Here is a 22,414-nt window from a genome sequence, read left to right as displayed (position 1 = left end):
TTGTTTTTTTACTAGTGCATCGACAATTTTTGTTGTAAACTGATTCATAGGGAAGACCTCTTTTCTAGAATTGGTTATGGTGACTTTATTCTACCAAGAAAGGGTCTTCCTTTTTACATGGAATTTTTCATTTACACAAAATATTTTATACTCTCAGTACTCGTCCTATGTATAGAAGAAAAGACTCTTCCTAGTAAGCTCCTTTCATAAATAATCAATTATAATAGTCTCTGTAGTCTCTCTATTTTAAATCTGTTTTCTATACTGCTCGTTTTACTTTCTATTGATATTCTGGCCTAACCAAGGATTACTGGACACTGCATCCTTTTTAGTGGGGAGCGTAAAAATTTAGACGGCACAACCGGCATTCCGTGCTAGTTGCGCCGTCTCGATCGTCTGTCCTTCTTGAGCGGAATGGACATTTCCATAAACATACGATGTTTTTTTCAGGACCGGCTTCGACTTTGGCTCATGAAGTTTTGGGCCTTATCAGAAAGTCATAGCACGTAAAAAACCCTTCTTTAAACCCCATCATATTAGTTAGCCTGTAATGAGCCATGGAGAGCAATAGTAATCCCTGCGGAAAAGCTCTCCGCTAGTTGGAAAGGTTTGCGGCATGTTTCCATAGGTAATATTCGTCGCTCGATAACCACCGAACACTGTGTGAGGGTTCGGTCGCTCGGCAAGGTTTTGTAGAAAGGTTTCTCCATTAAAACGCATTAACGGAATCGCACTCATTTGATGCAAACCATTCCAATAAGCATCGGCTCCATCATGGCGTGCGATCCAATAAAGTCCCGGTTGTAGTTCGACCTGAAGGTCAGCGTAACCCCAGCCTCCGTCAGCAGCAATGGTCATTTCAGGGCTTTGAAAGATGAGATTACTCGGTCTGCCTGTGCCATCGTCAGCGTAAATGCCCACTTTCGCTCTTACGGTACCATTTCCGTTTCTTAGACATAACCCAGCCCGTACGAAGGTTGTTTTACGAGTGATCGGAAAGGGAAACGCATCGATTGTATTTCCGTAGACGAGAATACCGAAAGCCGGTCTATGGCTTTCCGTATGATAACCACTTTCAATAATCGGATTGTAATCGCGACGGTAATGGGACAAATACGTTCCAGCAACAGGATAAAACGGCTCCACTCCTCCGACTCTTATAACCGCTTCTTCTGTTCCGCTACCAGGGCCCTGCATGTTTTCTTTTATCTGTTCAATCTCTTGGGCATGTTGGGCAATATCATCCAAAATATTTGCCTCTCCAATAATATGAGTAAAATCGGCGGTTACTTCTGCGTCCGTATGCTGCTGAGCCACAAATACGACTGCTCCGTATGCTGGATAAAGCTCATATTCCCCTGGATCAACCACGGTCCCATCTCGGTAAATGACAGGCTCCGGTTGAGTAGTCCAATTCCGTATATCTGCTTCATAAATTCGAAAACGCAAGGTCGAATCTTCTTGATCCGTTACAGGCAGCAGAGGATGGTTCTCCTTCACATCCGTTTTCATCCCTAGAACGTCCTGAATTTTATTAACATCGTGCTGTACCCCTGATAGATGAGCCGATAAAATACTTTCACTTGCTAAATCACGGTAAGGTGTTTTCGCCACTTTCATCGTCCTCCTTTTTATCCTTCAAGCTCAAAGTAAGTCCTGTTCCTCTCTCCTTTAACGGTCATCACGTCCAGGCAAATAAGTGAATACCCTCGGATCTTCCTGCCCGACCGTCCACATTGCGACTCCTTTACATCCATAATCCTCAATCATTTTTAACGTTGTCATAAATCCTTCTAAATCGCTATTCCAAGCAATAGAATAACCCTCAGAATCTCCCACATAAAAGCTTCTTAGCCAAACGCCAGCATCCGCTAACCGAATTTTTACCTTCTTCTCCCCTATCCAAGACGGAATCGTGGCAATGGGCAAGTTTTCATAGTCGTTGCTAATGCTAATGCCTAACCCTTGATCAGGATTAAATCCGGAATACACCAAATAACCCAATTCATCATAGGAATAGGGTCTCGATTCTTCTAATGCAATTGGTTGTTCTTGACTATCAACAATGACTTGTACTTTTTCCATCGGTTCATAGCGATCATTTGTTGCCACATGAAGGCGATGGCAGCGGATGCGACAACCGGAGGCATAAATGCCATGAGCACCTCTATCCATCCGATTGGTCGATTGATCCGTATAATCAATGACCGTATTGCTTCCGATGAGACAGAGAATTCTACCGTTATGGACTCTCACTCTATACGTATAGCGGCTGCCAACTTGTAAAGTCCCAATTGGGGCTGTTGCAAGGGTTTGACTTTGTCCGTTGCTCTGGTAGACGAGTCGGTATTGTCGAGATTGAAAATCAGCAAGGAACAAATACCCATTCCCTGTTTGACCTTTTCCTTTGGCATAAAAACGGATGCCAACCTGACCTGAATCGAGAGCCGTTGCATCCGCTTCTATATGAGGGTTAAATTGAAACTCCTTATGAAGTAATAGCTGGGCTGACTGACCTCGCGCATCGGCAAAGCAATAGTTTTCGGCGAATGGTTCCCAATTTCCATTTGAATAACCGACAAGTTCCGCTGTTCCGACACACTGACGATTTTCATATTGATTTCCTGATGGCGTAACCATGCGAGCCCGTTGGTAGTACGGTGTCTCCACTAAATTTTTCACTTCTTTTTCACCGTTTGCATTCAATCGAGCGTGAGGGCCGAATAAATCTTCCCACACAATGGCCGGTCTAGGTGGTCTTCGTAAAAGTTCACCTGTTAAAGTGACGTGCTGGGGAAAAGACGCTTCCTCTTTTGTAACGATTCCATTTTCAATTGTCCCCCTTTTGTATGGGGCTTGGAGATTGACGTCATATTCAACGTAACCGCCCGTCATTCCATGTTCAAAATGATCACAGATAACAAAGCCCATAATCGCCGCCGAGTCTTCTGTCACGCCCACCTGAATCGTATTGGATATCTGTAGATCCCATTCACCACAATCGTAAAAATGACGATCTGGATTCACATAAAAAGGATACCAGTCCGGCACATCATCCCCTATCGTATACATGTGCCCGTTGATCGTTAGGGGGATCTTGCCATTCAAATAAGGGAAATAAACAACAGCAATGAGCCGATATTTCCCCGGCTGATTTAAGTGAAATGAATACGTAACATTTCCTGCCTCTTCATCCAATTCACATCGCTCAAGGTCATGGTTCGGGCGATATGTTGCCCGGTGGGTGTTATAAGCTGTAAACGTTTGTGAAAAACCGTCCGGAGTCCATCGCGTCGGAGTTGTATAGTTCCCCCGTGCGGTCCCGTTATGAACAATTGCTTCAATCCCTGAAAACTTTGATCTTTGGTGTTTAGAAAAGCTCGTAATGTAGCGCTGCCCTTGATAGGTAGAGCGAAAGATAACGGATTGATTGTTGTAGGCTCCTTGTAACTTTCCGTAATCGACACGAAATCGGTCATAACAATGGAGAAACGTCCGTTGATAACCTGATTCATCGTCGTGGAAACCACAATAAGGAATATAGGACTGTTCTACCCACGTAAACGCTCCTGTATCTGCTGGCCGCCCGATGTTATGTTTAAAAATCCCATTTTGCCACATGAGTAATTGCCAGTAGCGAACCGCCGTACCTGAACGTTTCGCCTCTAATGGCCAGCGCCGTCCATAGGCAGCATTGCCAATCCAAACGTTCTCATTTCGAAAAACATTATTCACATGGGCGAGCACTTGCTGAAGCCACCAAACGGGCGTTGACGGCCCAGGTGCCGAATTGTTATGAGCAAAATCATACGACATAATTTGCCACTCATCACAAATGTCGTTCCCGTTCTTATCCCGTCCAGTAGCTAGCGTTCGATAATCTGTCCACTGATACCAATAGGGATTAAAATCACCTGTCATCGCATGGAGATTGACTCTTAGTTTTAAGCCTAGCGGAATGGCGATTTCATTTTTAACTCTTGCTAAAAAGTCGCGATACTTCTCCGCCTCTCGAAACTCTCGTGGCCGTGAGCTTGATTTTTCAAAATCAATTTCCAGCCCTTTAATCCGATTCGGAAACCGCTCGATATACTGCTCTGTAATGAGGCGAAATTGGTGAATAAAGGTTGTTTGTGACGACTCATTGTCTAACATTGACTCTACTGGTGCCCCCATGCAAACAGCTTGTAAAAACCATTCAATCGAAGGATAGGAATCGAGCAAGTAGCGCAGGCTATCACGTATCCAATATTGAACCTGGCCTTCATCATTAAGCACGGTAAAAGTCGTACCAGCTTTGTAGCTATAAATGGTTCCATCACTCCGAACGCCGAAGTCATGGAGACCAAACGAAGATATTTTTTGATGGTGTTTCAAAAACGCAATCCAAAAGTTTTTCTGATCTCCGCCCCAGTTTAGGAAAGCATTCGGATTATCCACTCTCCAGACGCCTGGCTCTGTCTCCACAGCATACTGCTGGAATTGAGCATTGCTCGGTTCATTTAGACTCCATGACATAAACTGCATGCTTGTCATAGCTTCGACCTCCCGTTCTCCCAATGGGCGAATTCAGCTACTCCCCAGTAACCAACTCCTGTATCTCTTAAAATTTGTCGCTGTTCAATATCGCCCCATTCCGTTTCAACCGTCTCCTCTACTAGATTGTAAAATTCGATACGAATTCTTCCTGAGCCAGCAGGAAGCCCCATCATTCGTTGCTGTCCCATTTTCAATTCAGCGCTACCGATGGGGAGGGTACGACTTCTTCTATTGGCGGCTCTGCCATTTAAGGTGGCTATATTTCTGGAGGCATGCAGTTTAATCTCACTTCCACCTTCGCCCCCTTCAAAATAAAACTCTTTCGAATACCTAAGATTCAAAGGGTGATCTCTTATGTCAGGATAAGGTTGTAACGATTCATCCAAAAGACTGCCTTGGTTCGTAGAGATCCGCAACAAATCAAATGAATTTTTCGTATAAAGTGTTAAGTCTAGGGGGGGTTGTTACGTTTGGTCGGTCAAATCGATTTTCTTCCACATTCGGAAAAGCTAACGCTTCATGGCCCCGACCAACGATGTTATAGAAACGATTTCTTATCCCTTCAAATACGCGGGGTTGGTCACCACGAATCTCAATTGGCTCGCTCACACCTTCCATTGAGTCATGTTCATCCAATGTACTACTCTTCCTACGTAACCACTCGCCTGTATAGGGAACCGTACCTGTTACAAATTTTCCTGCTTGCAGTTGGAGATCTGTGATGTTGATTTGTCCTCGAAAGTTCTCTGCGAGTAGCTTGAACTCAATCGCACGCACTCGTTTTTCTGCATTTGTTTTCACGTCTTGGGTCAGAAATCTCGCCCATTGGTCTTTACTGTACATATGCTCATTCATTCGACCAATGCTGCTCACTTGGATGCCCTGTCCAATTCGTGCTCAGCCTTCCTCCTTGAAGCATCACATCAGTCAAATGGACTTCTCCTGAAAATTTTTCGGCAATGATCCGGACTTCTATCTCTGACACCGTTTTTGACGAATCGGCTTGAATGACCCCATAACGCTCTGAAAACATGTTTCCTCCTCCTTACGTTAACGAAATAAACGTTGGTTCATCTTCTGTTCCGTCATCATAGCGAACAATGATCTCAAGGCCGACCCGACCGCCGTCATTCGTCTGAAATTCTTTCGTTGCACTCCGAAACGAAATCGCATAATGATCTCGATGAGCTGGATAAACAGTCTGACTTAACACCTTTCTTCCAGTCGTTCCGGTTGCCTTGAACGAAGCATTGCCGCTGTAACCATTCACAGCATCAATTTCCCAGCCTGAATTTGTCCAATAATGGAACCCATCGTCTGCACGGCTATTTAAAATATGATTAAAAACAGATAGCTCCAACATATCGGATGAGTCAACCGTGTCCTCTGACTGTAAAAATCCAGTACCTTCTTGAATCCCTGTTAATAGATCGGATAACGTTGGCTGCTTGGATTCAAGCATTATTTCCGTATTCCACGGTTCAGCGACATTGTATTGCCATGCCATAATTCTCGTAGCAATATCAATGCCGAGTTCTTTATCATATACCCTGACTTCATCTCCAAGAAAAAATTGCTCATGACTCATTCCAGCCATCTCCGAGAGATCAGCTGCTTTAATATGATAGGATGTCCGCGGCTGACTTAAGACTTTCAACGCTTCCTCTGCCATTTCCCGCAGATGAAACGGATTCGTAAATCGGTCGTCTTTTAATATTCTCACCCTCAGCTTATCCGTAAACTCGTAAGACGGATCGTCTCGAATGTCCAAGTATGGAACCCCGTCATTTATATCCTCAATCGACAGGTTCTCTTTTCCGTACGGATAAATGCGGGTGATGAGATCTTCCGTATCATAGATCGCTTCAATGGAGTGAATGTTTTTCTCATACACAATAGCAGCTCCTGATTGTCTGCCAACAGGAGCGAGAAAGTCAACGGTCATTGCTTCTGAATTAAAGTGAAGCTCCCCCCCATACACTTCTGGCAACTGACTTAATGCGGCCAACCTGTTCGTCACTCCCGGTTCCACTGAGACGTTCCTCACATTCATTAATTCAACTCGACCGACACTCCAATCCGTCCCCCGTAAAATATCGGCCATGACGATTGCTGGGGCGCGGCCTTCCCACTCCGAAATGTCCATCGGCTCCGCGAACTGCAAATCATACCAGAGGGCTTCCGCGTACACTTCTGTTATTGGCACCCCTTGACTCCCTCGACTATGGGTAATCTTACGAATAATGTAATAGTCATCAATAATTTGAATCAGGTGTTCATTTTGAATAAATTGATTTTTCTCATCAGAAAATGGAATGTTAAACGTCACTGTGTCAATGCCATTAATCTCCTGTTCCAGTATAATGTCATTCGCATGATCTAAAACAGCTAGCCGTTCACGTTCCTGTGTCAAAACGACTGGCCTTGCTCCCGCTAATCGTTCAAAAACAGCCCTTCTACGAGGAGAAGAACGACTGTTGTAGGCGATGCGGCCTAGCTGATTAAACGTTACTCGTCTTAGCTGGTTATATGAGTACATGCCCCTTTCAACCTCCCACAATCAAAATTCTCATTCCTTCACTAGTGTCTTCTTGCGAAGAGCTGTTTTCGAGCTTACCAAGATCAAATAAGAACGCTCTTCAGCAAAGAGCGTTCTTATCATCCTTTGACATACCTCAAAGCCAGCGACTTCGGGACATCATCTGTACTTCATGGACATCAGCCTCTCCGGTGGCACGGATCGCCATGTGATTGACGCCTGTTTTCAACACTGGAAAATCCATTCGGTCAAGCTCATTGATCGCTGACACTTGCGAACCATCTGGCTTTTGAATATAAGCCGTAAGATAGTGACTATCCAATGTTAAAATGTCACCACGTGAGAGCAGTCCGTTAAAGGTTAGTCGCGTATCATCGGTTTCAATGGTTACTTCTCCTGTTGACCCGATTTCTCCCCTGATTTCAATAAGGGGGAACGATTCTGTTGTTCCCTTTTCCCGTGAAAAGTCATAACTTCCGGCTCCTGAAAATGTGAAGACTTCATCTTCAATCGCATAAAAATAAGGATCTGGGCAGTAAAAGCTCAACTCCCCTTGCCCCATCATCACAAGCTCTTCAAGATCTGATTCATCTGTCATTAAGGCACGAACAAATTTGTCTGACTCATCTTTAAAAATGAGTGGTTTCGGCTCGCTTTTATTCAAGTGCCCCGCAAGCTCCCTGATTCGGTTCCGATACCCATCCACTGTTTGGTCTCGAATCGTTACAGAGACGACTAACGTCACAGCTCCATGCTGCTTTCGGAAAAAGAAATCTCCATGTCTGCCATAGATGGACATCGTGCTTAGTTCTTGGGGTGGAAGAAGTGGCCGCTTAATTGAGTTGACGGTCAAGTAAGGCGAAAAATCAAACCCATCGTAAATAAACATTTAACGACCTCCTCTTGCTCTTACCGTTGAAATTCTCCGCTTCCCAAGTTCCGTATCCATATAAGGGGCTGTTACTCTCGCGACTTCTTTCCCTTCAAGATGTACCGGAACTTCAATGACTACTTTTTCTGATCCAGCACCTGCTAGCATCCCATGATTGCCATTAAGTCCAAGTGCATCCAAACTTTTTATGAGGCGCATCAAAAGCGGACTGGAACCAACTTGGCCGATCCCAACGTCCGGAACGTGTAATGCTCTCGTCAAAGATGATTGGATTTCTGGAAGATCACCATCAATCGAATCACGAATCGGTCCTCCGAAGTTCAACCGATGAATGTCTTGCAATGGTCCTTCCTTCGCTGGAGAAAACGGAAGAAAGTTTCGAATTTTACTCGCAACACTTGAAATGGCTCCTGTAACTGCACCAATGGCGCTTCGAATCCCATCAGCAATACTTGTCACGATGTTGCGCCCAGCTTCACGAAAACGAGAAAAGAAGCCCATTACAACTTGAACAGCTGCATTAATACCGTTTTGAATCGTTGTCCTTATACTGTTCATGATAGTTCCTACGGTACTTCGAATCGAGTTAAAAATGTTCGTAAAGAAGTTCCTAATCGCATTTAACCCTGTACTGAAAATACCGCGTACGTTCGACCACATCGTTTTTAATGGGCCGATGAAACGGCCGATAAACACTTTGAGAATCCCTAACACTCTGCCGACAAGCCATAGCTGAATGAGATTCCAAATGAATTGTAGAGCCCCCATGAACATTTGTTTTAGCCCTTCCCACATTAATGAAAAGTCTCCTGTAAAAAGACCCGTAAAGGTTTTGATCAACCCCATAATGAACGATAAAGCACCGTCAATCACGCCTTTAATGTTGTTCCAAACCCCTATGATTAATTCACGTACAAATGGCCACACAAACTGCATAATCGCCAAAATCATATCCATAATTGGCTGAATGACAGCCCAAATCGCGTTGAAAACATTTGAAACCGCCTGTTTGATCGCATCCCCATGCTCGTTCCAAAATTGCTTAATCATCTCGAGCTTTTCTGAAATAAAGGAGACGACTTCATTTAACACGGTCGTTATGACCCGTTGAATTGTTTCCCACACTGTTAAAACCGTGTCTCTAAACCCCTCATTCGTCTTCCATAGGTGCATTAAACCTGCCGCAATTCCCGCTACCACGGCAATAATGATCCCTGCGATTGCAATGAATTTTATTAGCCCTATCGTGAGAGGAGCAATTGGACTCTTTAATGATTCAAATATCCCTCTAAATATTTCCACGGATTGACCTAATAAGGCAAACGAAACAATAAGTGTCCCAATAGTTCCAACCATTCCTAGAAACACGGTACCGAATTGCCCGTTCGCTAAGTTTTCATTTATCTCTTGAATGTGCGTTTTAATGTTACCCAGATCGCTTGCCAAGTCCTGAAACACTTTTCCGTCTTTTTGGATTTTCTCGAAGTCTAACGTAATCCCAGGCGACGAGCCAATTGTTATTGCCATCTAGTTCCCCCCTTTAGCCGTTTCGCGTTTTCAGATAATTGCTGTTCGTCCCATTCTGCCATCGTACGGTTTTTCCGATCGCTCAAAAACCGTTGGAACGCACTATCCTCAGGCAGCGCTCGAACGAAAACGAGAAACCGCCTCCAAGAGAGACGGTTTGTAAAGGCTTCCTTATTAAGATCGATCCGATAAAATCGCCAAAAGTCCGCCTCAAGCGCGCCCCAGCTCCAAATAATTATCCGCGGGTCTTGGTTTTTTTTTGACCACCTGATGGCTTGTCCGATTTGACGTCATATCCCCACATACTCATAATGTCAGGGACAATATGTTTAAAAACGAAATGGACCCCTGCATCCGATTGCTCTAATCGCTCTAAGAACTTCTTTCCGAGCATCAATTCAATAAACTCAAACATTTTATCTTCTGGTACTTCCATTTGCGTCTTCCCTTTTACTTTACGAACACAATGGCGGAAGTAAAAGGTTGCAAAACGGAACGGCATTTCTTTTGAGATCTCAAAATATTCGCCGGCAAATTTTACATATTTCGGCTTATCACCGTTTTCATGTTCAGCTATCGCTTCATCATAATCGGCCACGAGCTGGTCTTGCTGAATTCGTGATAGTTCTTCTGCTTTTTGATCCAATAAGCTTAATCGTTCTTCTTGTGTATGTTTAGGCACTCTCATCACCACTTACAACGCTTTTTTCATTTACACGGAACTCACCGCTGAACGTGTAAACGCCTTCTGATATGGAACCTTCTTCTTCATAAGTTGTAAAAAAGCCTGTAAGCTCATAACCATTCCCATTTTCATCTGTATGCTTCACAACTGCATCCTGCCCAGACTCAGCTACACGTTTTAACTCTGATTGCCCTGCATCATCTACAAGTACAACCCCTTCCATTGCAGCCGTCTCTCCAATAGCAGATGCAATAAATTTTTGCCTGAACACCGAGCTGCCTTCGTCAACGTCACCTAAACCAGTTACATCCGCTTCCTCAACCTCTAATGAATGTGTAAAGGATGTAATTTTCGCTACCACGATCCCATTTACTTCGATTCTCGTTCCTGCAAATCGCTTTTCTGTCATTTGAATTCCTCCTAATTTTAGTATGGTCCTTAAAGTTTACGAGCGAATTTGTTTGCAACAGAGACTTTCCTACAGCACCTACCGCCTCCTTTCAAACCCACCGTTAGTTAAAATGAGCGAATCAAATCATAAGGCCCCCACCTATATCATTTTTTATGCATGGCTCATTTTTCGTTTTTGGGCTTACTATCATGTTACTAGGGAAATATCGAAATGCTCTGCCAGGATTGTGCCTCGTTTGTGCCAGATCTGTGCCAACGATCAGATCATTCAATCTAAAAAATGCAAGATATGTTAGTATTAAAAATAGAGAAATGATGCAGAGGAGGAATTCCTTTGAGTGAACAAATGTTTGAAGGCTGGAACGGAGCAATAGTCGTTACCCCCGAAACAGTGAAAATCATCTACGGCAATCGACACTCTAAAGGGGAAGGCGAAAAGGAGATTATCCTTGAGTCTATTCAGAGCATAGAGCTTAAAAAGCCAAGGTTTTTGGCACAAGGGTACATTCAACTTATTCTAGAGGGCTCGAAAAAGAAAAAAGGTGCATTGGCTGCAATGGGTGATGAACATTCGATCATGATCAATGATGAAGCCCAATATAAACAGTTCGAACAGGCAAAAGCATTAATAGAATCGTTCCAACATGAGCAAAAACTAGTAAGTGAACAAAACGAAAAAGGAGAAGGATGGCGAGAGGATGTTTTTGAAGGGAAGAATGGGACGTTAATCGTTACACCTGAGGCAATAAAGATTATTTATAATTGGCTCCATAGGAGAGGTCGAGGAGAAAAGACGATAAGTATTCGTTCAATTAGTAGCATCCAATTAAAAAAAATGGGAAAAATAACAGTTGGATATATCCAGTTTACGTTCCAAGGGTCGCTTGAAAATCAAAGCAGGAGCACCTTCAATGCACTCGATGATCAAAATACAATTAGCATTGCTAATGATGCTCAATTCGAAGACTTTAAAAGGGCAAAGGCTTTGATTGAATCGTACCAAAACCAATTGTATGCGCCGCAAATTCAATCATCGTCTACCTCTGGTGCTGATGAGCTTAAAAAATATAAAGAACTACTGGATGATGGCATCATTTCCGAAGAAGAATTTAACGCTAAAAAGAAGCAAATCCTTGGCATATAAAGAAAACTCCTTTAGTAACATCAGAGACATAGATGCACTTAATCGTTACTCAATATTCTATGCTAACAACGAAGACTGACTTCATGCTAGTTGCGTCAGTCTTCGTTTTGTTCTAACCCTATGATCATGAAAGAAGCACATCCTCTATGTGCACAGTATAATTTTTCATTAAATAAATCATCTCACCATTTTGCAATTGTACCATCGGACGAGTTGGTGCCATCGGGTCGATAAAGACGATTTCACCGAGACGATTATTGGTTAAGCGTACACTTGTCCGAACCGAAAGCTGGGTTAACTGAGATACGAGAACATGGACAATATGAGGATTGAACTTGCCGAATCGCTCCTTTGCGAGATCCTCCAACACCATATAGGGTGATTTCTTTTTCCGATACTTTCGCTCCGAGATCATGGCATGATAGACATCTGCTACTGCAAGAATTTGAGCGTAAAAATGAATTTTTTGTCCTCTTACGCCAAGAGGGTATCCTGTGCCGTCTTCTCGTTCATGATGCTGTAATACTGCTGACAAAAGGGAACCATCGATTCCAGGCCTCTTTTTCAACATTTGATAACTGTATTTCGGATGATCACGCATTTCATGCTTTTCTTTCAGTGTATATAATCCGTTTTTCGTCAAAAGAGACGTCGGTAACTTTGCCATTCCACAGTCTGCAAGTGCTCCAGCTAACGCTATTTTTAGCCATTCCCCTTTCTCATAACCTAACTTGGCACCGAGAAACGCTGAGAGAAGTCCAACGGATACTGCATGATGATACAAATAATCTTCTTTCGTGCTGTAGTGATGAAGTTGAAGCAACACTTCTTTTTTCTCTACGATTTCTTCAAACAAAGGTAACAAGATGTGGCGAACACGTTTCATCTCTACAGGGGTCCCAGCTGCCCACTCCTGAAATACTTGCTTATAGTTAGCGACAGCTTGCATGTAACGATCCTTAAAGCGATCACCTGTTTCCATTAGGGCAGCTGCCTCGGCCCCTAAGCCGTTATCGGAAGGGATAAACTTTTCCCCATTCGCAAGTACGTTCTCCACTTCAATTTCATCTATTAGGAATTTCGAAAGGGTTTGGATATCTTCCGCTGTTAGAACTGTTTTCTCTTTATAAAGAGGAGTCGTTGTTTCTGCCATAATTGGTTTCAAGACGATGCAACCTGGAACGAGTTGGTTCAATTTAACCTTCACGTTAATCTCACCTTTACACTTTTAAACCATTATACCTAGATAAAGAGAGAAAAGTCTATCTTTTTAGGACTTATAGATTGAGTAAAAATACCTAATTCTATGTGAAGTCTGTTATTACTAGCTCCCTGCCGCTTGTTCCCTTTTTGAAGACAAAAAAGGTGCCTGCGCGTCCATAGACGTACAGGTACCTTTGTTTTACTCATTCTCACCTTGTTCTACTTCACTTTGATCATCACGTTCCTCTTCGATCGACTCATCTTCATCTAGCTCATCGTCTTCGATATCGACACGAGCAACTGTTGCAACCTCTTCCCCCTCAGCTACACGAATCAACGTGACTCCTTGGGTAATCCGTCCAGTGACAGAAATATCTTTAACATGTAGACGAATGATGATGCCGCTAGCTGTAATGATCATGAGGTCATGATCCACCGATACTACCTTCAATGATACGAGCGGGCCATTCTTTTCTGTAATGTTGCACGTCTTAATTCCTTTACCGCCACGAGTTTGAATCCGGTAATCGGCGATTGGCGTCCGTTTACCAAACCCTTTCTCGGTAACAATCAATACATCTTGACCATCCTCGACAATATCCATTCCTACGACATGGTCGTCTCCTGTGAGGGATATCCCTTTGACCCCAGTGGCCGTACGTCCCATCAAACGGACATCGGTCTCGTGGAAGCGAATCGCCATTCCTTGTCGTGTCCCAACAATGACCTCCTTGTCACCGTTCGTTAAACGAACACCGTGGAGCTCATCTCCTTCACGCAAGTTAATCGCAAACAGTCCGCCACGTCGAATATTGGCAAACGACGATAACTGGGTGCGTTTCGCAATCCCATCTTTCGTCATAAAGAAGAGATAATGATCCTCCGTAAACTCTTCAATCGGAATAATGGTGCTAATATACTCGTCTTGTTCAATTTGCAGCAAGTTGATAATCGGAATTCCTTTTGCTGTCCGCCCGAGTTCAGGAATTTCATATCCTTTTAGACGATAGACTTTCCCTTTGTTCGTAAAGAATAAAATCGTATGGTGGGAGTTCGTTGTAAACAAGTGTTGAACAAAGTCATCCTCGTTCGTTCCCATCCCCTGAATTCCGCGACCGCCCCGCTTTTGACTACGGTACGTCGAAATCGGCAAACGTTTGATATAGCCATGATGAGTCAATGTGATGACCACGTTTTGGCGAGGAATCAAGTCCTCATCCTCAAACATATCCTCACTTGCGGAAATGGCCGTTTTCCGTTCATCATTGTATTTTTCCTTTAATTCAAGCAGCTCCTCACGAATAATGTCTAACACTTTTTCGTGATCAGCTAAAATCGCCTTTAGCTCAGCAATTCGCTCGATAAGCTCTTTGTACTCCGCTTCGATTTTATCCCGTTCTAATCCGGTTAATCGTTGGAGCCTCATATCAAGGATCGCTTGTGCTTGTTCATAGCTTAGTTCGAAACGCTCCATTAAACCGTTACGAGCGATTTCCGTTGTTTGTGAGCTGCGGATGAGTGAAATCACTTCATCGAGATGATCTAATGCTATGCGTAATCCTTCTAAAATATGGGCCCGGGCCTCTGCCTTCCGAAGCTCAAAAGCCGTGCGACGACGAATCACGATGACTTGATGAGCAAGGTAATGCTCGAGGCACTCTTTCAAGTTTAATACTTTCGGCTGGCCATCGACGAGCGCGAGTAAATTGATCCCAAAGCTCGTTTGTAAAGCTGTTTGCTTGTATAAGTTATTTAACAGCACGTTGGCATTGGCATCTTTTCGGACTTCAATGACGATCCGCATCCCGTTACGGTCTGACTCATCCCGTAAATCGGTGATGCCGTCAATTTTTTTGTCACGTACGAGTTCGGCTATTTTTTCAATTAACTTCGCTTTGTTTACCTGGTATGGAATTTCATGAACAATGATTCGCTGTTTCCCATGATGCTCTTCAATCTCTGTCTTCGCACGGAGAGTGATCGATCCACGACCCGTCTGATACGCTTTACGAATACCGGAGCGGCCAAGAATTTCAGCACCTGTCGGAAAATCAGGACCAGGAATATGTTCCATCAATTCAGGCACACTAATGTCTGGGTTTTTACTTAAAGCAAGAACACCATCGATCACTTCACCTAATTGGTGTGGTGGAATATTGGTAGCCATTCCCACTGCAATTCCAGAAGCACCATTAACAAGTAAATTCGGGAATCTAGACGGCATGACAACTGGCTCTTTTTCCGATCCGTCATAGTTATCTTGATAATCGATCGTGTCTTTATTAATGTCTCGCACGAGTTCCATGGAAATCTTCGACATCCGCGCTTCCGTATAACGCATCGCGGCAGCCGCATCCCCATCAATCGAACCGAAGTTACCGTGACCATCGACAAGCATGTAGCGATAGCTAAAATCTTGCGCCATCCGCACCATCGTTTCATAGACCGCTGAATCACCATGCGGATGATATTTCCCGATGACTTCACCGACGATTCGAGCTGACTTTTTGTATGCCTTATCGGATGTCATCCCGAGCTCATTCATGGCATATAAAATCCGACGATGTACAGGCTTCATTCCATCTCGCACATCGGGGAGAGCACGGCTCACAATAACACTCATGGCATAATCCATGAACGATGTCTTCATCTCTTGACTAATATTGATTTCTTTTACTCTTGATTGATCTTGCTCTGCCATTTTTAAACCTCCATCTCCCCGTTAAATGTCGAGATTTTTCACATAGCGGGCATTCTCTTGAATAAAATCACGACGTGGCTCGACGCGGTCCCCCATTAAGATTTCGAAAATTTCATCAGCCTTCATAGCATCTTCTAACGTTACTTGTAAGACGGTACGTTGGCCTGGGTCCATCGTTGTTTCCCAAAGCTGTGATGGATTCATCTCACCAAGACCTTTATATCGCTGGATTCCTGGCTTCGCCTTATCTGGAAGCTGACTTAAGATTTCCTGAAGCTCTGCATCACCGTACGCATACTGAATGTCTTTCCCTTGTTGTACCTTGTATAACGGTGGCTGCGCAATATAGACGTATCCGTGTTCAATTAACGGCCTCATGTAGCGATAGAAGAACGTTAAAATCAACGTGCGAATGTGCGCTCCATCCACATCGGCGTCTGTCATGATAATAATTTTATGGTAACGAGCCTTTTCAATGTCGAAATCATCACCAATTCCTGTTCCAAGGGCGGTAATGATCGCGCGAATTTCATTGTTCGCTAATATTTTATCTAATCGAGCCTTCTCTACATTTAAGATTTTCCCGCGCAATGGGAGAATCGCTTGGAAATGCCGATCACGGCCTTGTTTGGCCGATCCGCCAGCAGAGTCCCCCTCCACAATGTAAATCTCACTAATCGAAGCGTCGCGTGATGAACAGTCTGCTAGTTTTCCTGGGAGAGAGCTTACCTCAAGAGCGCTCTTTCTCCGCGTAAGCTCACGTGCTTTTTTCGCTGCTTCCCTAGCCCTTGAAGCCATGAGTCCTTTGTCAACTAGCTTACGTGCCACTTGCGGATGTTCGATCAGAAACCGGGAAAAATGCTCTGTGAAAAGGGAATCAGTGATCGTACGTGCTTCGCTATTTCCTAGCTTCGTTTTCGTTTGCCCTTCAAACTGAGGATCAGGAATTTTTACCGAGATAATGGCGGTTAATCCTTCACGTACATCTTCCCCCGTTAAGTTCGGATCGCTTTCTTTGAACAAATTATGCTTGCGGGCATAATCGTTAATGACACGAGTAAGACCTGTTTTAAACCCTGACTCGTGCGTTCCCCCTTCATGGGTGTTGATATTATTAGCAAACGAGTAAATATTGCTCGTGAATCCATCGTTATATTGGACGGCGATCTCTACGTAAACGCCTTGCTTCTCTCCTTCGATATGGATCGGCGTTTCGTGCAAAGTCTCACGCGTGCGGTTTAAATGCTCCACAAATGAAGCGATCCCGCCCTCATAGTGAAATTCGTCCGACTTTTCTTCCTCACGCATATCGGTAATCTTAATGCGCAATCCTTTATTTAAAAAGGCCAATTCACGCAACCGTGATGCGAGAGTATCATATTCGAAAACCGTTGTTTCCGTAAAAATGTCACCGTCTGGTTTAAAGTGGATTTTCGTGCCTGTTCGATCGGTCGTGCCAATGACTTCTAAATCAGCAGCAGGTACACCGCGATGAAATTTTTGATAGTGGACTTTCCCTTCACGGTGAACTTCTACTTCCAGCATCGTCGATAAAGCATTTACGACGGATGCACCTACACCGTGCAAACCACCAGATACTTTATAACCACCGCCGCCGAACTTCCCTCCTGCATGGAGAACGGTCATAATGACCTCGACAGCCGGACGCCCCATCTTTTCATGAATCCCAACAGGAATGCCTCGACCATTGTCGGTAACTGTAATGCTATTATCCTCTTCGATTACAACCCCGATCTCATCACAAAAGCCAGCCATCGCTTCGTCAATGCTGTTGTCGACAATTTCCCAAACTAAATGATGAAGTCCGCGGCTGCTCGTCGATCCGATATACATCCCTGGACGTTTTCGAACGGCCTCCAGTCCTTCAAGGACCTGTATTTGACTTTCATCGTATGCTTGTTGTTCCCTCGTCACTTTCGTTCACCTTCGCTTCCACTACGCATACATGCGTTCAGTTATTTCTCTTATCACTTGCAAATGAGCACCTTATTCCTCTTCTCCAAAACGATCAAGCTCTGAAACGGCATGAGATCGACGTTTTAGCGTAACCGATGAAATCGGCGAGTAATAGATCGTATCTGGTGTAACGACGATCGATTTAATAAGATCAGATGATATCGTAACAATATTCCCATTCTTTTGGTGATGCTCTAAATACTCCTTCGTCACACCCGAGGACTGCTCCATATCACGATCTAAAATCGCGATCACGTCTTTTGATCGAATGACATGATCTCCGCCTAAATGAATAAACACGAGCTATCACCTATCCCTTCTTTTTCAACGACCCTTGCTCTACTTCATAGATCGTTGCTTCCTGTAAGGTTTGATGATCAATCCCATCCACATTTGTCGTTGTCACGAACGTTTGTACTCGATGTTGAATCGCATGGAGCAAATGGGATTGCCGGTAATCATCAAGCTCTGATAACACATCATCTAACAGTAAGATCGGGTAGTCCCCAATCGTCTCTTTCATCAATTCAATTTCTGCTAGCTTTAAGGAGAGAGCCGTCGTCCGTTGTTGACCTTGGGAGCCGTACGTCTGAACGTCCTTGTCATTCACAAAAAACACAAGGTCATCCCGGTGCGGTCCGAATAATGTCGTTCCCCTTTGTCGTTCTCGCTCTTTCTTTTGTTCGTACGCCTCATAGAATCCTTCTCTTAGTTTCGACAAATTCAACTGTTCTGATACGTGAACGGACGGTTCATACGTAATCACTAGTTTCTCTTTCCCTCTAGAAATGGCCTGATGGATTTCTTCCGCCCATCGTTGGAGCAGTTGAATGAATTCAAACCGCTTTTTCGTCACCTCTACAGCTACTTCAATCAGTTGGTCTGTGAGTACGTCGAGCATCGGGGCAGAATTCGCTTTGCCAAAGAGCTGCTTTAACAAATGGTTACGCTGTAAAAGGATTTTTTGGTACATTGCGAGCTGATGTAAATAAACAGGGCTCATTTGGCCTAACTCCATGTCGAGAAAGCGCCGCCTAATTTGCGGACTACCTTTCACGAGATTCAAATCTTCTGGGCCGAACATGACGACGTTTACGGCACCGATGTAATCACTTAGCCTCCGTTGTTCAAGTCCGTTAACCTTTACTTTTTTCCCTTTTCCTGAAAGGACAACATGTAACGAAAGTGGACCGTTCTGTTTTTGAAACGCCCCCTCGATTCTTGCAAAAGGTGCTTCCCACTGAATGAGCTCCTTGTCACGAGCGGTGCGATGTGATTTCGCCAGTGCTAAAAAATAAATCGCCTCAATCACATTCGTCTTCCCTTGAGCATTTTCACCGATGATCACATTTACGTTCGGTTCAAACGATACGTCGAGTTCATCATAATTACGAAACTGCTTTAGCGTTAATCGCTCAATGTGCACGTTCGTACCCTCTATTCCGCATCAACCAAATCGATGACAGTCCCATCAGCCAGCGTAACGGAATCCCCTGAGAAGAGCTTTTTCCCTCGTCTATCCTCAGACTCTCCATTGACCAATACTTCGTGTTCGGCGAGATACCATTTCGCCATTCCACCTGTATCAATCACTCCGACCTCTTTTAACAGCTGACCTAACGTAATGTACGATGTGGTTATTGGTAGTTGTTGTGACATGATTGACCTCGCTTTCTTCGTGACAAATGCCTCATTAGCAAAGATAAGACAGCATTCCAGTCGAAGTGCTGTCTTACTTGTGTCCGTTATGATCTAACCGTTTGTCTCTTTTTCTATTGTACTAAACTATTGAGCGCTCGCCAATACCTTTCCTTCTATTCCTCTACTGGCGCGGACGATTCCCTAGTACGTGCGCACAGGTGAGAAAAGATGAAGTGATTGATCGTGATCGGTTGGGCTTAATACAAATGGACTCATCGCACCGGTAAACGCAATATGGATGCTTTCAGAGTCAACGACTTTAAGCGCATCAATGACATTTTTCCCGTTGAACGAAATTCTTAATTCTTCCCCTTCTAAGCCTTGAGTCGCCACATTTTCAGTTACTTTTCCAATTTCAGGTGTAATCGCCGTAACTTCTACGACACCATCTCCTAATGTTTTTAAGTTAATCACTTGGTTTTTACCCTCTCTCGAAAGGAGAAGAGCACGCTCTAACGTTTGTAAAAAGGCCTTTGTATGAACAGCGAATGATGTTTTTGCTTCTTTCGGAATCATATTTTTCGTCACAGGGTACTTTCCTTCAAGCAATCTAGAGAAAAATAACATGTTTTTTAACTTAAAAAGGGTTTGATTTTCTGTTACGACAATATCAAGTAGCTCTTCATTTTCATCTAAAATTTTGCTCAATTCATTCAAGCTTTTTCCAGGGATAACGACGTTTGAAAATTGCAACTCGTCATCGTTTTTTTCTACCGGAACTTTGCGCATCGCCAAGCGGTGGCTATCTGTTGCAGTACAGGTGAGAATGCCGTCTTCTATTTCAAAGTTCACACCTGTCAACACTGGTCGTGTTTCCTGAGCGGACACAGCAAACACAGTTTGTCGAATGATGTCTTTTAAAATTTTTTGCGGAAGTCGAAAGACGTGATCTTCCTCTAGTACAGGAAGCCTAGGATATTCATCTGGGTCTAAGCCGTTTAAATTAAAGACGGAAGAACCAGATCGAATCGTTGTAACAAATGAATCTTGAACATGAATTTCAATTTCTTGTTCCGGGAGCTTTTTGACAATCTCTGCAAAGACTTTCGCTTGAAGGACAATACTCCCTTCTTGTTTAACTTCAACATTTTGACGATCCCCTTCTTCCAGAGGGATGAACGTTTCAATCGAAATATCAGAATCGCTACCTGTGAGCGTAACCCCTTCATGATCTGCAACAATTTTAATTCCTGTTAAAATCGGAATCGTTGTCCGTGAACTGACAGCTTTTGATACGTGATTGACATTTTGGACAAAAATGTCTCGGTCAATGACAAAATGCATCGTAATAAGACTCCTTTTATTATTAATCTATTTATATTTAAATATAGAAGTACTAGTAATAGGGCTTGTGAGTTTGTGGATAACAAGAGAAAAAACGTTATTTTACTAGTTTTGCACATGTGGATAATCTGTGCAAAAGTGCGAACGATTCATTCACATTCCCCACAAATCTATGAGCGTAGCTTGTCGCTAATCTCTTGGATTTTATCCTGTAATTCTTGGTCTGTTGAAAGAAGCTTTGAAATTTTTTCATGGGCATGAATGACAGTCGTATGATCCCGGCCTCCAAATTCGCTTCCGATTTTCGGCAGGGAGGCATCCGTTAGCTCCCTCGATAGATACATGGCAATTTGCCTTGGGAAAGCAACGGATTTTGTTCGTTTTTTCGCTTTAAAGTCTTCGAGTTTCACATGGAAATACTCGCCAACAGTTTTTTGAATATCGGTAATTGTCAACACGCGCGGCTTAGCATTTGGGATAATATCTTTCAATGCTTCTGCTGCTAGATCTGCATTCATATCCTGATTAATGAGGGATGAATAAGCGACGACGCGGATGAGCGCTCCCTCTAGTTCACGAATGTTCGTATCAATTTGATTGGCTATATAGAGCATCACTTCATTTGGGATGTCGAGGTTTTCAGCCTTCGCCTTTTTCCGCAAAATCGCAATTCTCGTTTCTAAATCTGGTGGAGTAATGTCAGTAATTAAGCCCCACTCAAATCGAGAGCGCAAGCGATCTTCCAACGTTGGAATTTCCTTAGGAGGACGATCGCTTGAGATGACAATCTGTTTGTTATCTTCATGAAGCGCATTAAACGTATGGAAGAACTCTTCCTGTGTTTGCTCTTTTCCTGCGAGAAACTGAATATCGTCAATCAGCAACACATCAACATTTCGATATTTGTTTCGGAAATTGACCGCTTTGTTGTCACGAATCGCATTAATAAATTCATTCGTAAATTTCTCAGATGACAAATAGACGACTTTCGCATTCGGGTTATGATCCATCACATAATGTCCGATGGCGTGCATTAAGTGGGTTTTTCCCAGACCGACTCCACCATAAATAAAAAGTGGGTTGTATGCTTTTGCAGGAGCTTCCGCTACCGCAAGTGATGCTGCGTGAGCGAAGCGGTTGCCAGATCCGATGACAAACGTATCGAATGTGTATTTGTCATTGAGCATGTTATTAGGCATTTCTCCATTTTGTGCTGGAGGCTGTTTCATCGGCTTTTTCAATTCTTGCTCAACGAAAGGTTCATCAAGTTGACTTGTCGGAATGACGAACTTTGGATATAGGCGAACACCTGTTAGATCATCAATTGTTTCAGAAATGAGCTCGTCGTAATGTTTCTCCAACCAGTCCCGAGCAAATTCATTTGGTGCTGTTATGATGATCGTGCTATCTTCAATGCTGTTTGCCTTTGTTTGCTTTAACCATGTCTCGAAGCTCGGTTTGCTCACCTTTTTTTCCATCGATTTCAAGGCGCGCTCCCATAAATCATGGATATTTTCCAACCGTTGCTCCCTCCTATTCTTAAAAAAAATAAACTGCAGCCATTTGTTTATAAGGTTAGTAGAAGAAAAGAAAGACTAGGCTGTACAACGTATGTATACCTAGTGTGTATAGTGATGAATAAATATGAAATTCTGAAAAACGATGTGGATAGAATATAATATAGTAGAAAAACGTCGAATGAACACGAATCACACCTGCGTGGATAAGCTCGTAAACAACTGTCCACAAAGTTATACACAGCGTGTGGATAATAATTGACGTTCAAAATAGGCATCCACGTGTAAAACAAG

20 protein-coding genes are annotated in these 22,414 nt (G+C 43.5%); 1 reads left to right on the top strand and 19 read right to left on the bottom strand.

Annotation, left to right across the window (positions count from 1 at the left end; genetic code table 11):
* Positions 1 to 540: 540 nt before the first annotated feature.
* The 11 genes from E2L07_RS12340 to E2L07_RS12295 all read right to left on the bottom strand — a co-directional run bounded on the left by E2L07_RS12340 (position 541) and on the right by E2L07_RS12295 (position 10,591).
* Positions 541 to 1,620, bottom strand: a complete 1,080-nt coding sequence (locus tag E2L07_RS12340) for a hypothetical protein (RefSeq protein WP_233443869.1) — start codon at positions 1,618 to 1,620, stop codon at positions 541 to 543.
* Between the two features lie 51 nt (positions 1,621 to 1,671).
* Positions 1,672 to 4,536 (bottom strand): glycoside hydrolase family 18 protein, encoded by a 2,865-nt coding sequence (locus tag E2L07_RS12335; RefSeq protein WP_134229696.1) that lies wholly within the window; start codon positions 4,534 to 4,536, stop codon positions 1,672 to 1,674.
* A complete protein-coding gene (locus E2L07_RS21270; RefSeq protein ID WP_243854953.1) occupies positions 4,533 to 4,880 on the bottom strand; it encodes a hypothetical protein in 348 nt (115 codons plus the stop codon). The genes E2L07_RS12335 and E2L07_RS21270 overlap by 4 nt, the downstream gene beginning before the upstream one ends.
* A gap of 79 nt (positions 4,881 to 4,959) precedes the next feature.
* A complete protein-coding gene (locus E2L07_RS21265) occupies positions 4,960 to 5,394 on the bottom strand; it encodes a hypothetical protein (protein ID WP_243854952.1) in 435 nt (144 codons plus the stop codon).
* Positions 5,387 to 5,572 (bottom strand): hypothetical protein, encoded by a 186-nt coding sequence (locus tag E2L07_RS12325; RefSeq protein ID WP_010896199.1) that lies wholly within the window; start codon positions 5,570 to 5,572, stop codon positions 5,387 to 5,389. The genes E2L07_RS21265 and E2L07_RS12325 overlap by 8 nt, the downstream gene beginning before the upstream one ends.
* A gap of 12 nt (positions 5,573 to 5,584) precedes the next feature.
* Positions 5,585 to 7,078 (bottom strand): phage tail spike protein, encoded by a 1,494-nt coding sequence (locus E2L07_RS12320; RefSeq protein WP_010896198.1) that lies wholly within the window; start codon positions 7,076 to 7,078, stop codon positions 5,585 to 5,587.
* Between the two features lie 136 nt (positions 7,079 to 7,214).
* Complete coding sequence (locus tag E2L07_RS12315) at positions 7,215 to 7,967, bottom strand: distal tail protein Dit (protein WP_134229695.1); 753 nt, start codon at positions 7,965 to 7,967, stop codon at positions 7,215 to 7,217.
* On the bottom strand, positions 7,968 to 9,497 hold the full coding sequence (locus E2L07_RS12310) for a phage tail protein (RefSeq protein WP_134229694.1): 1,530 nt from the start codon (positions 9,495 to 9,497) through the stop codon (positions 7,968 to 7,970).
* Positions 9,488 to 9,730: a Gp15 family bacteriophage protein gene (locus tag E2L07_RS21760; protein WP_407901391.1), complete on the bottom strand. Its 243-nt coding sequence runs from the start codon at positions 9,728 to 9,730 to the stop codon at positions 9,488 to 9,490. Before E2L07_RS21760 ends, E2L07_RS12310 begins: the two co-directional genes overlap by 10 nt.
* Before the next feature lie 2 nt (positions 9,731 to 9,732).
* The gene (locus tag E2L07_RS12300) at positions 9,733 to 10,185 is read right to left on the bottom strand and encodes a hypothetical protein (RefSeq protein WP_243854951.1); all 453 of its coding nucleotides are present in this window, start codon (positions 10,183 to 10,185) and stop codon (positions 9,733 to 9,735) included.
* Positions 10,172 to 10,591, bottom strand: a complete 420-nt coding sequence (locus tag E2L07_RS12295) for a hypothetical protein (RefSeq protein WP_134229692.1) — start codon at positions 10,589 to 10,591, stop codon at positions 10,172 to 10,174. Before E2L07_RS12295 ends, E2L07_RS12300 begins: the two co-directional genes overlap by 14 nt.
* 336 nt (positions 10,592 to 10,927) lie before the next feature.
* On the opposite strand from E2L07_RS12295, the gene E2L07_RS12290 reads away from it, so the two are divergent.
* Positions 10,928 to 11,737: an SHOCT domain-containing protein gene (locus E2L07_RS12290; RefSeq protein WP_053432350.1), complete on the top strand. Its 810-nt coding sequence runs from the start codon at positions 10,928 to 10,930 to the stop codon at positions 11,735 to 11,737.
* A gap of 124 nt (positions 11,738 to 11,861) precedes the next feature.
* Here E2L07_RS12290 and E2L07_RS12285 read toward each other — a convergent pair whose 3' ends face one another.
* The 8 genes from E2L07_RS12285 to dnaA all read right to left on the bottom strand — a co-directional run bounded on the left by E2L07_RS12285 (position 11,862) and on the right by dnaA (position 22,123).
* Positions 11,862 to 12,944 (bottom strand): HD-GYP domain-containing protein, encoded by a 1,083-nt coding sequence (locus E2L07_RS12285; RefSeq protein ID WP_053432351.1) that lies wholly within the window; start codon positions 12,942 to 12,944, stop codon positions 11,862 to 11,864.
* A 195-nt stretch (positions 12,945 to 13,139) separates the two neighbouring features.
* Entirely contained in the window at positions 13,140 to 15,641 is a 2,502-nt protein-coding gene (gyrA, locus tag E2L07_RS12280) for a DNA gyrase subunit A (protein WP_053432352.1), read from the bottom strand.
* A gap of 21 nt (positions 15,642 to 15,662) precedes the next feature.
* Positions 15,663 to 17,576, bottom strand: a complete 1,914-nt coding sequence (gene gyrB / locus E2L07_RS12275) for a DNA topoisomerase (ATP-hydrolyzing) subunit B (protein ID WP_010896190.1) — start codon at positions 17,574 to 17,576, stop codon at positions 15,663 to 15,665.
* Between the two features lie 72 nt (positions 17,577 to 17,648).
* Complete coding sequence (remB, locus tag E2L07_RS12270) at positions 17,649 to 17,918, bottom strand: extracellular matrix regulator RemB (RefSeq protein WP_010896189.1); 270 nt, start codon at positions 17,916 to 17,918, stop codon at positions 17,649 to 17,651.
* 10 nt (positions 17,919 to 17,928) lie between these two features.
* Entirely contained in the window at positions 17,929 to 19,044 is a 1,116-nt protein-coding gene (recF, locus tag E2L07_RS12265) for a DNA replication/repair protein RecF (RefSeq protein ID WP_134229691.1), read from the bottom strand.
* A gap of 11 nt (positions 19,045 to 19,055) precedes the next feature.
* Positions 19,056 to 19,277: a S4 domain-containing protein YaaA gene (yaaA, locus tag E2L07_RS12260; protein WP_010896187.1), complete on the bottom strand. Its 222-nt coding sequence runs from the start codon at positions 19,275 to 19,277 to the stop codon at positions 19,056 to 19,058.
* A 183-nt stretch (positions 19,278 to 19,460) separates the two neighbouring features.
* Positions 19,461 to 20,603, bottom strand: coding sequence for a DNA polymerase III subunit beta (dnaN, locus tag E2L07_RS12255; protein ID WP_134229690.1), 1,143 nt, complete (start codon positions 20,601 to 20,603; stop codon positions 19,461 to 19,463).
* Between the two features lie 170 nt (positions 20,604 to 20,773).
* The gene (dnaA, locus tag E2L07_RS12250) at positions 20,774 to 22,123 is read right to left on the bottom strand and encodes a chromosomal replication initiator protein DnaA (RefSeq protein ID WP_053432356.1); all 1,350 of its coding nucleotides are present in this window, start codon (positions 22,121 to 22,123) and stop codon (positions 20,774 to 20,776) included.
* Positions 22,124 to 22,414: the final 291 nt, after the last annotated feature.

It is taken from the genome of Halalkalibacterium halodurans, from assembly GCF_004376175.1.
Classification (GTDB): domain Bacteria; phylum Bacillota; class Bacilli; order Bacillales; family Bacillaceae_D; genus Halalkalibacterium; species Halalkalibacterium halodurans.
Note: the sequence above shows the minus strand (reverse complement) of the source record. Positions and strands in the feature narration are given on the sequence as shown.

Excerpts from the sequence above, each read along its gene's own strand:
- E2L07_RS12320 (WP_010896198.1), bottom strand. The coding sequence starts at position 7,078 with ATGTACTCATATAACCAGCTAAGACGAGTAACGTTTAATCAGCTAGGC.
- E2L07_RS12300 (WP_243854951.1), bottom strand. The coding sequence starts at position 10,185 with ATGAGAGTGCCTAAACATACACAAGAAGAACGATTAAGCTTATTGGAT.
- E2L07_RS12340 (WP_233443869.1), bottom strand. The coding sequence starts at position 1,620 with ATGAAAGTGGCGAAAACACCTTACCGTGATTTAGCAAGTGAAAGTATT.
- E2L07_RS12295 (WP_134229692.1), bottom strand. The coding sequence starts at position 10,591 with ATGACAGAAAAGCGATTTGCAGGAACGAGAATCGAAGTAAATGGGATC.
- E2L07_RS12310 (WP_134229694.1), bottom strand. The coding sequence starts at position 9,497 with ATGGCAATAACAATTGGCTCGTCGCCTGGGATTACGTTAGACTTCGAG.
- E2L07_RS12315 (WP_134229695.1), bottom strand. The coding sequence starts at position 7,967 with ATGTTTATTTACGATGGGTTTGATTTTTCGCCTTACTTGACCGTCAAC.
- dnaN (WP_134229690.1), bottom strand. The coding sequence starts at position 20,603 with ATGCATTTTGTCATTGACCGAGACATTTTTGTCCAAAATGTCAATCAC.
- E2L07_RS12335 (WP_134229696.1), bottom strand. The coding sequence starts at position 4,536 with ATGACAAGCATGCAGTTTATGTCATGGAGTCTAAATGAACCGAGCAAT.
- E2L07_RS12325 (WP_010896199.1), bottom strand. The coding sequence starts at position 5,572 with ATGTTTTCAGAGCGTTATGGGGTCATTCAAGCCGATTCGTCAAAAACG.
- gyrA (WP_053432352.1), bottom strand. The coding sequence starts at position 15,641 with ATGGCAGAGCAAGATCAATCAAGAGTAAAAGAAATCAATATTAGTCAA.
- E2L07_RS21265 (WP_243854952.1), bottom strand. The coding sequence starts at position 5,394 with ATGAATGAGCATATGTACAGTAAAGACCAATGGGCGAGATTTCTGACC.
- yaaA (WP_010896187.1), bottom strand. The coding sequence starts at position 19,277 with ATGTCACAACAACTACCAATAACCACATCGTACATTACGTTAGGTCAG.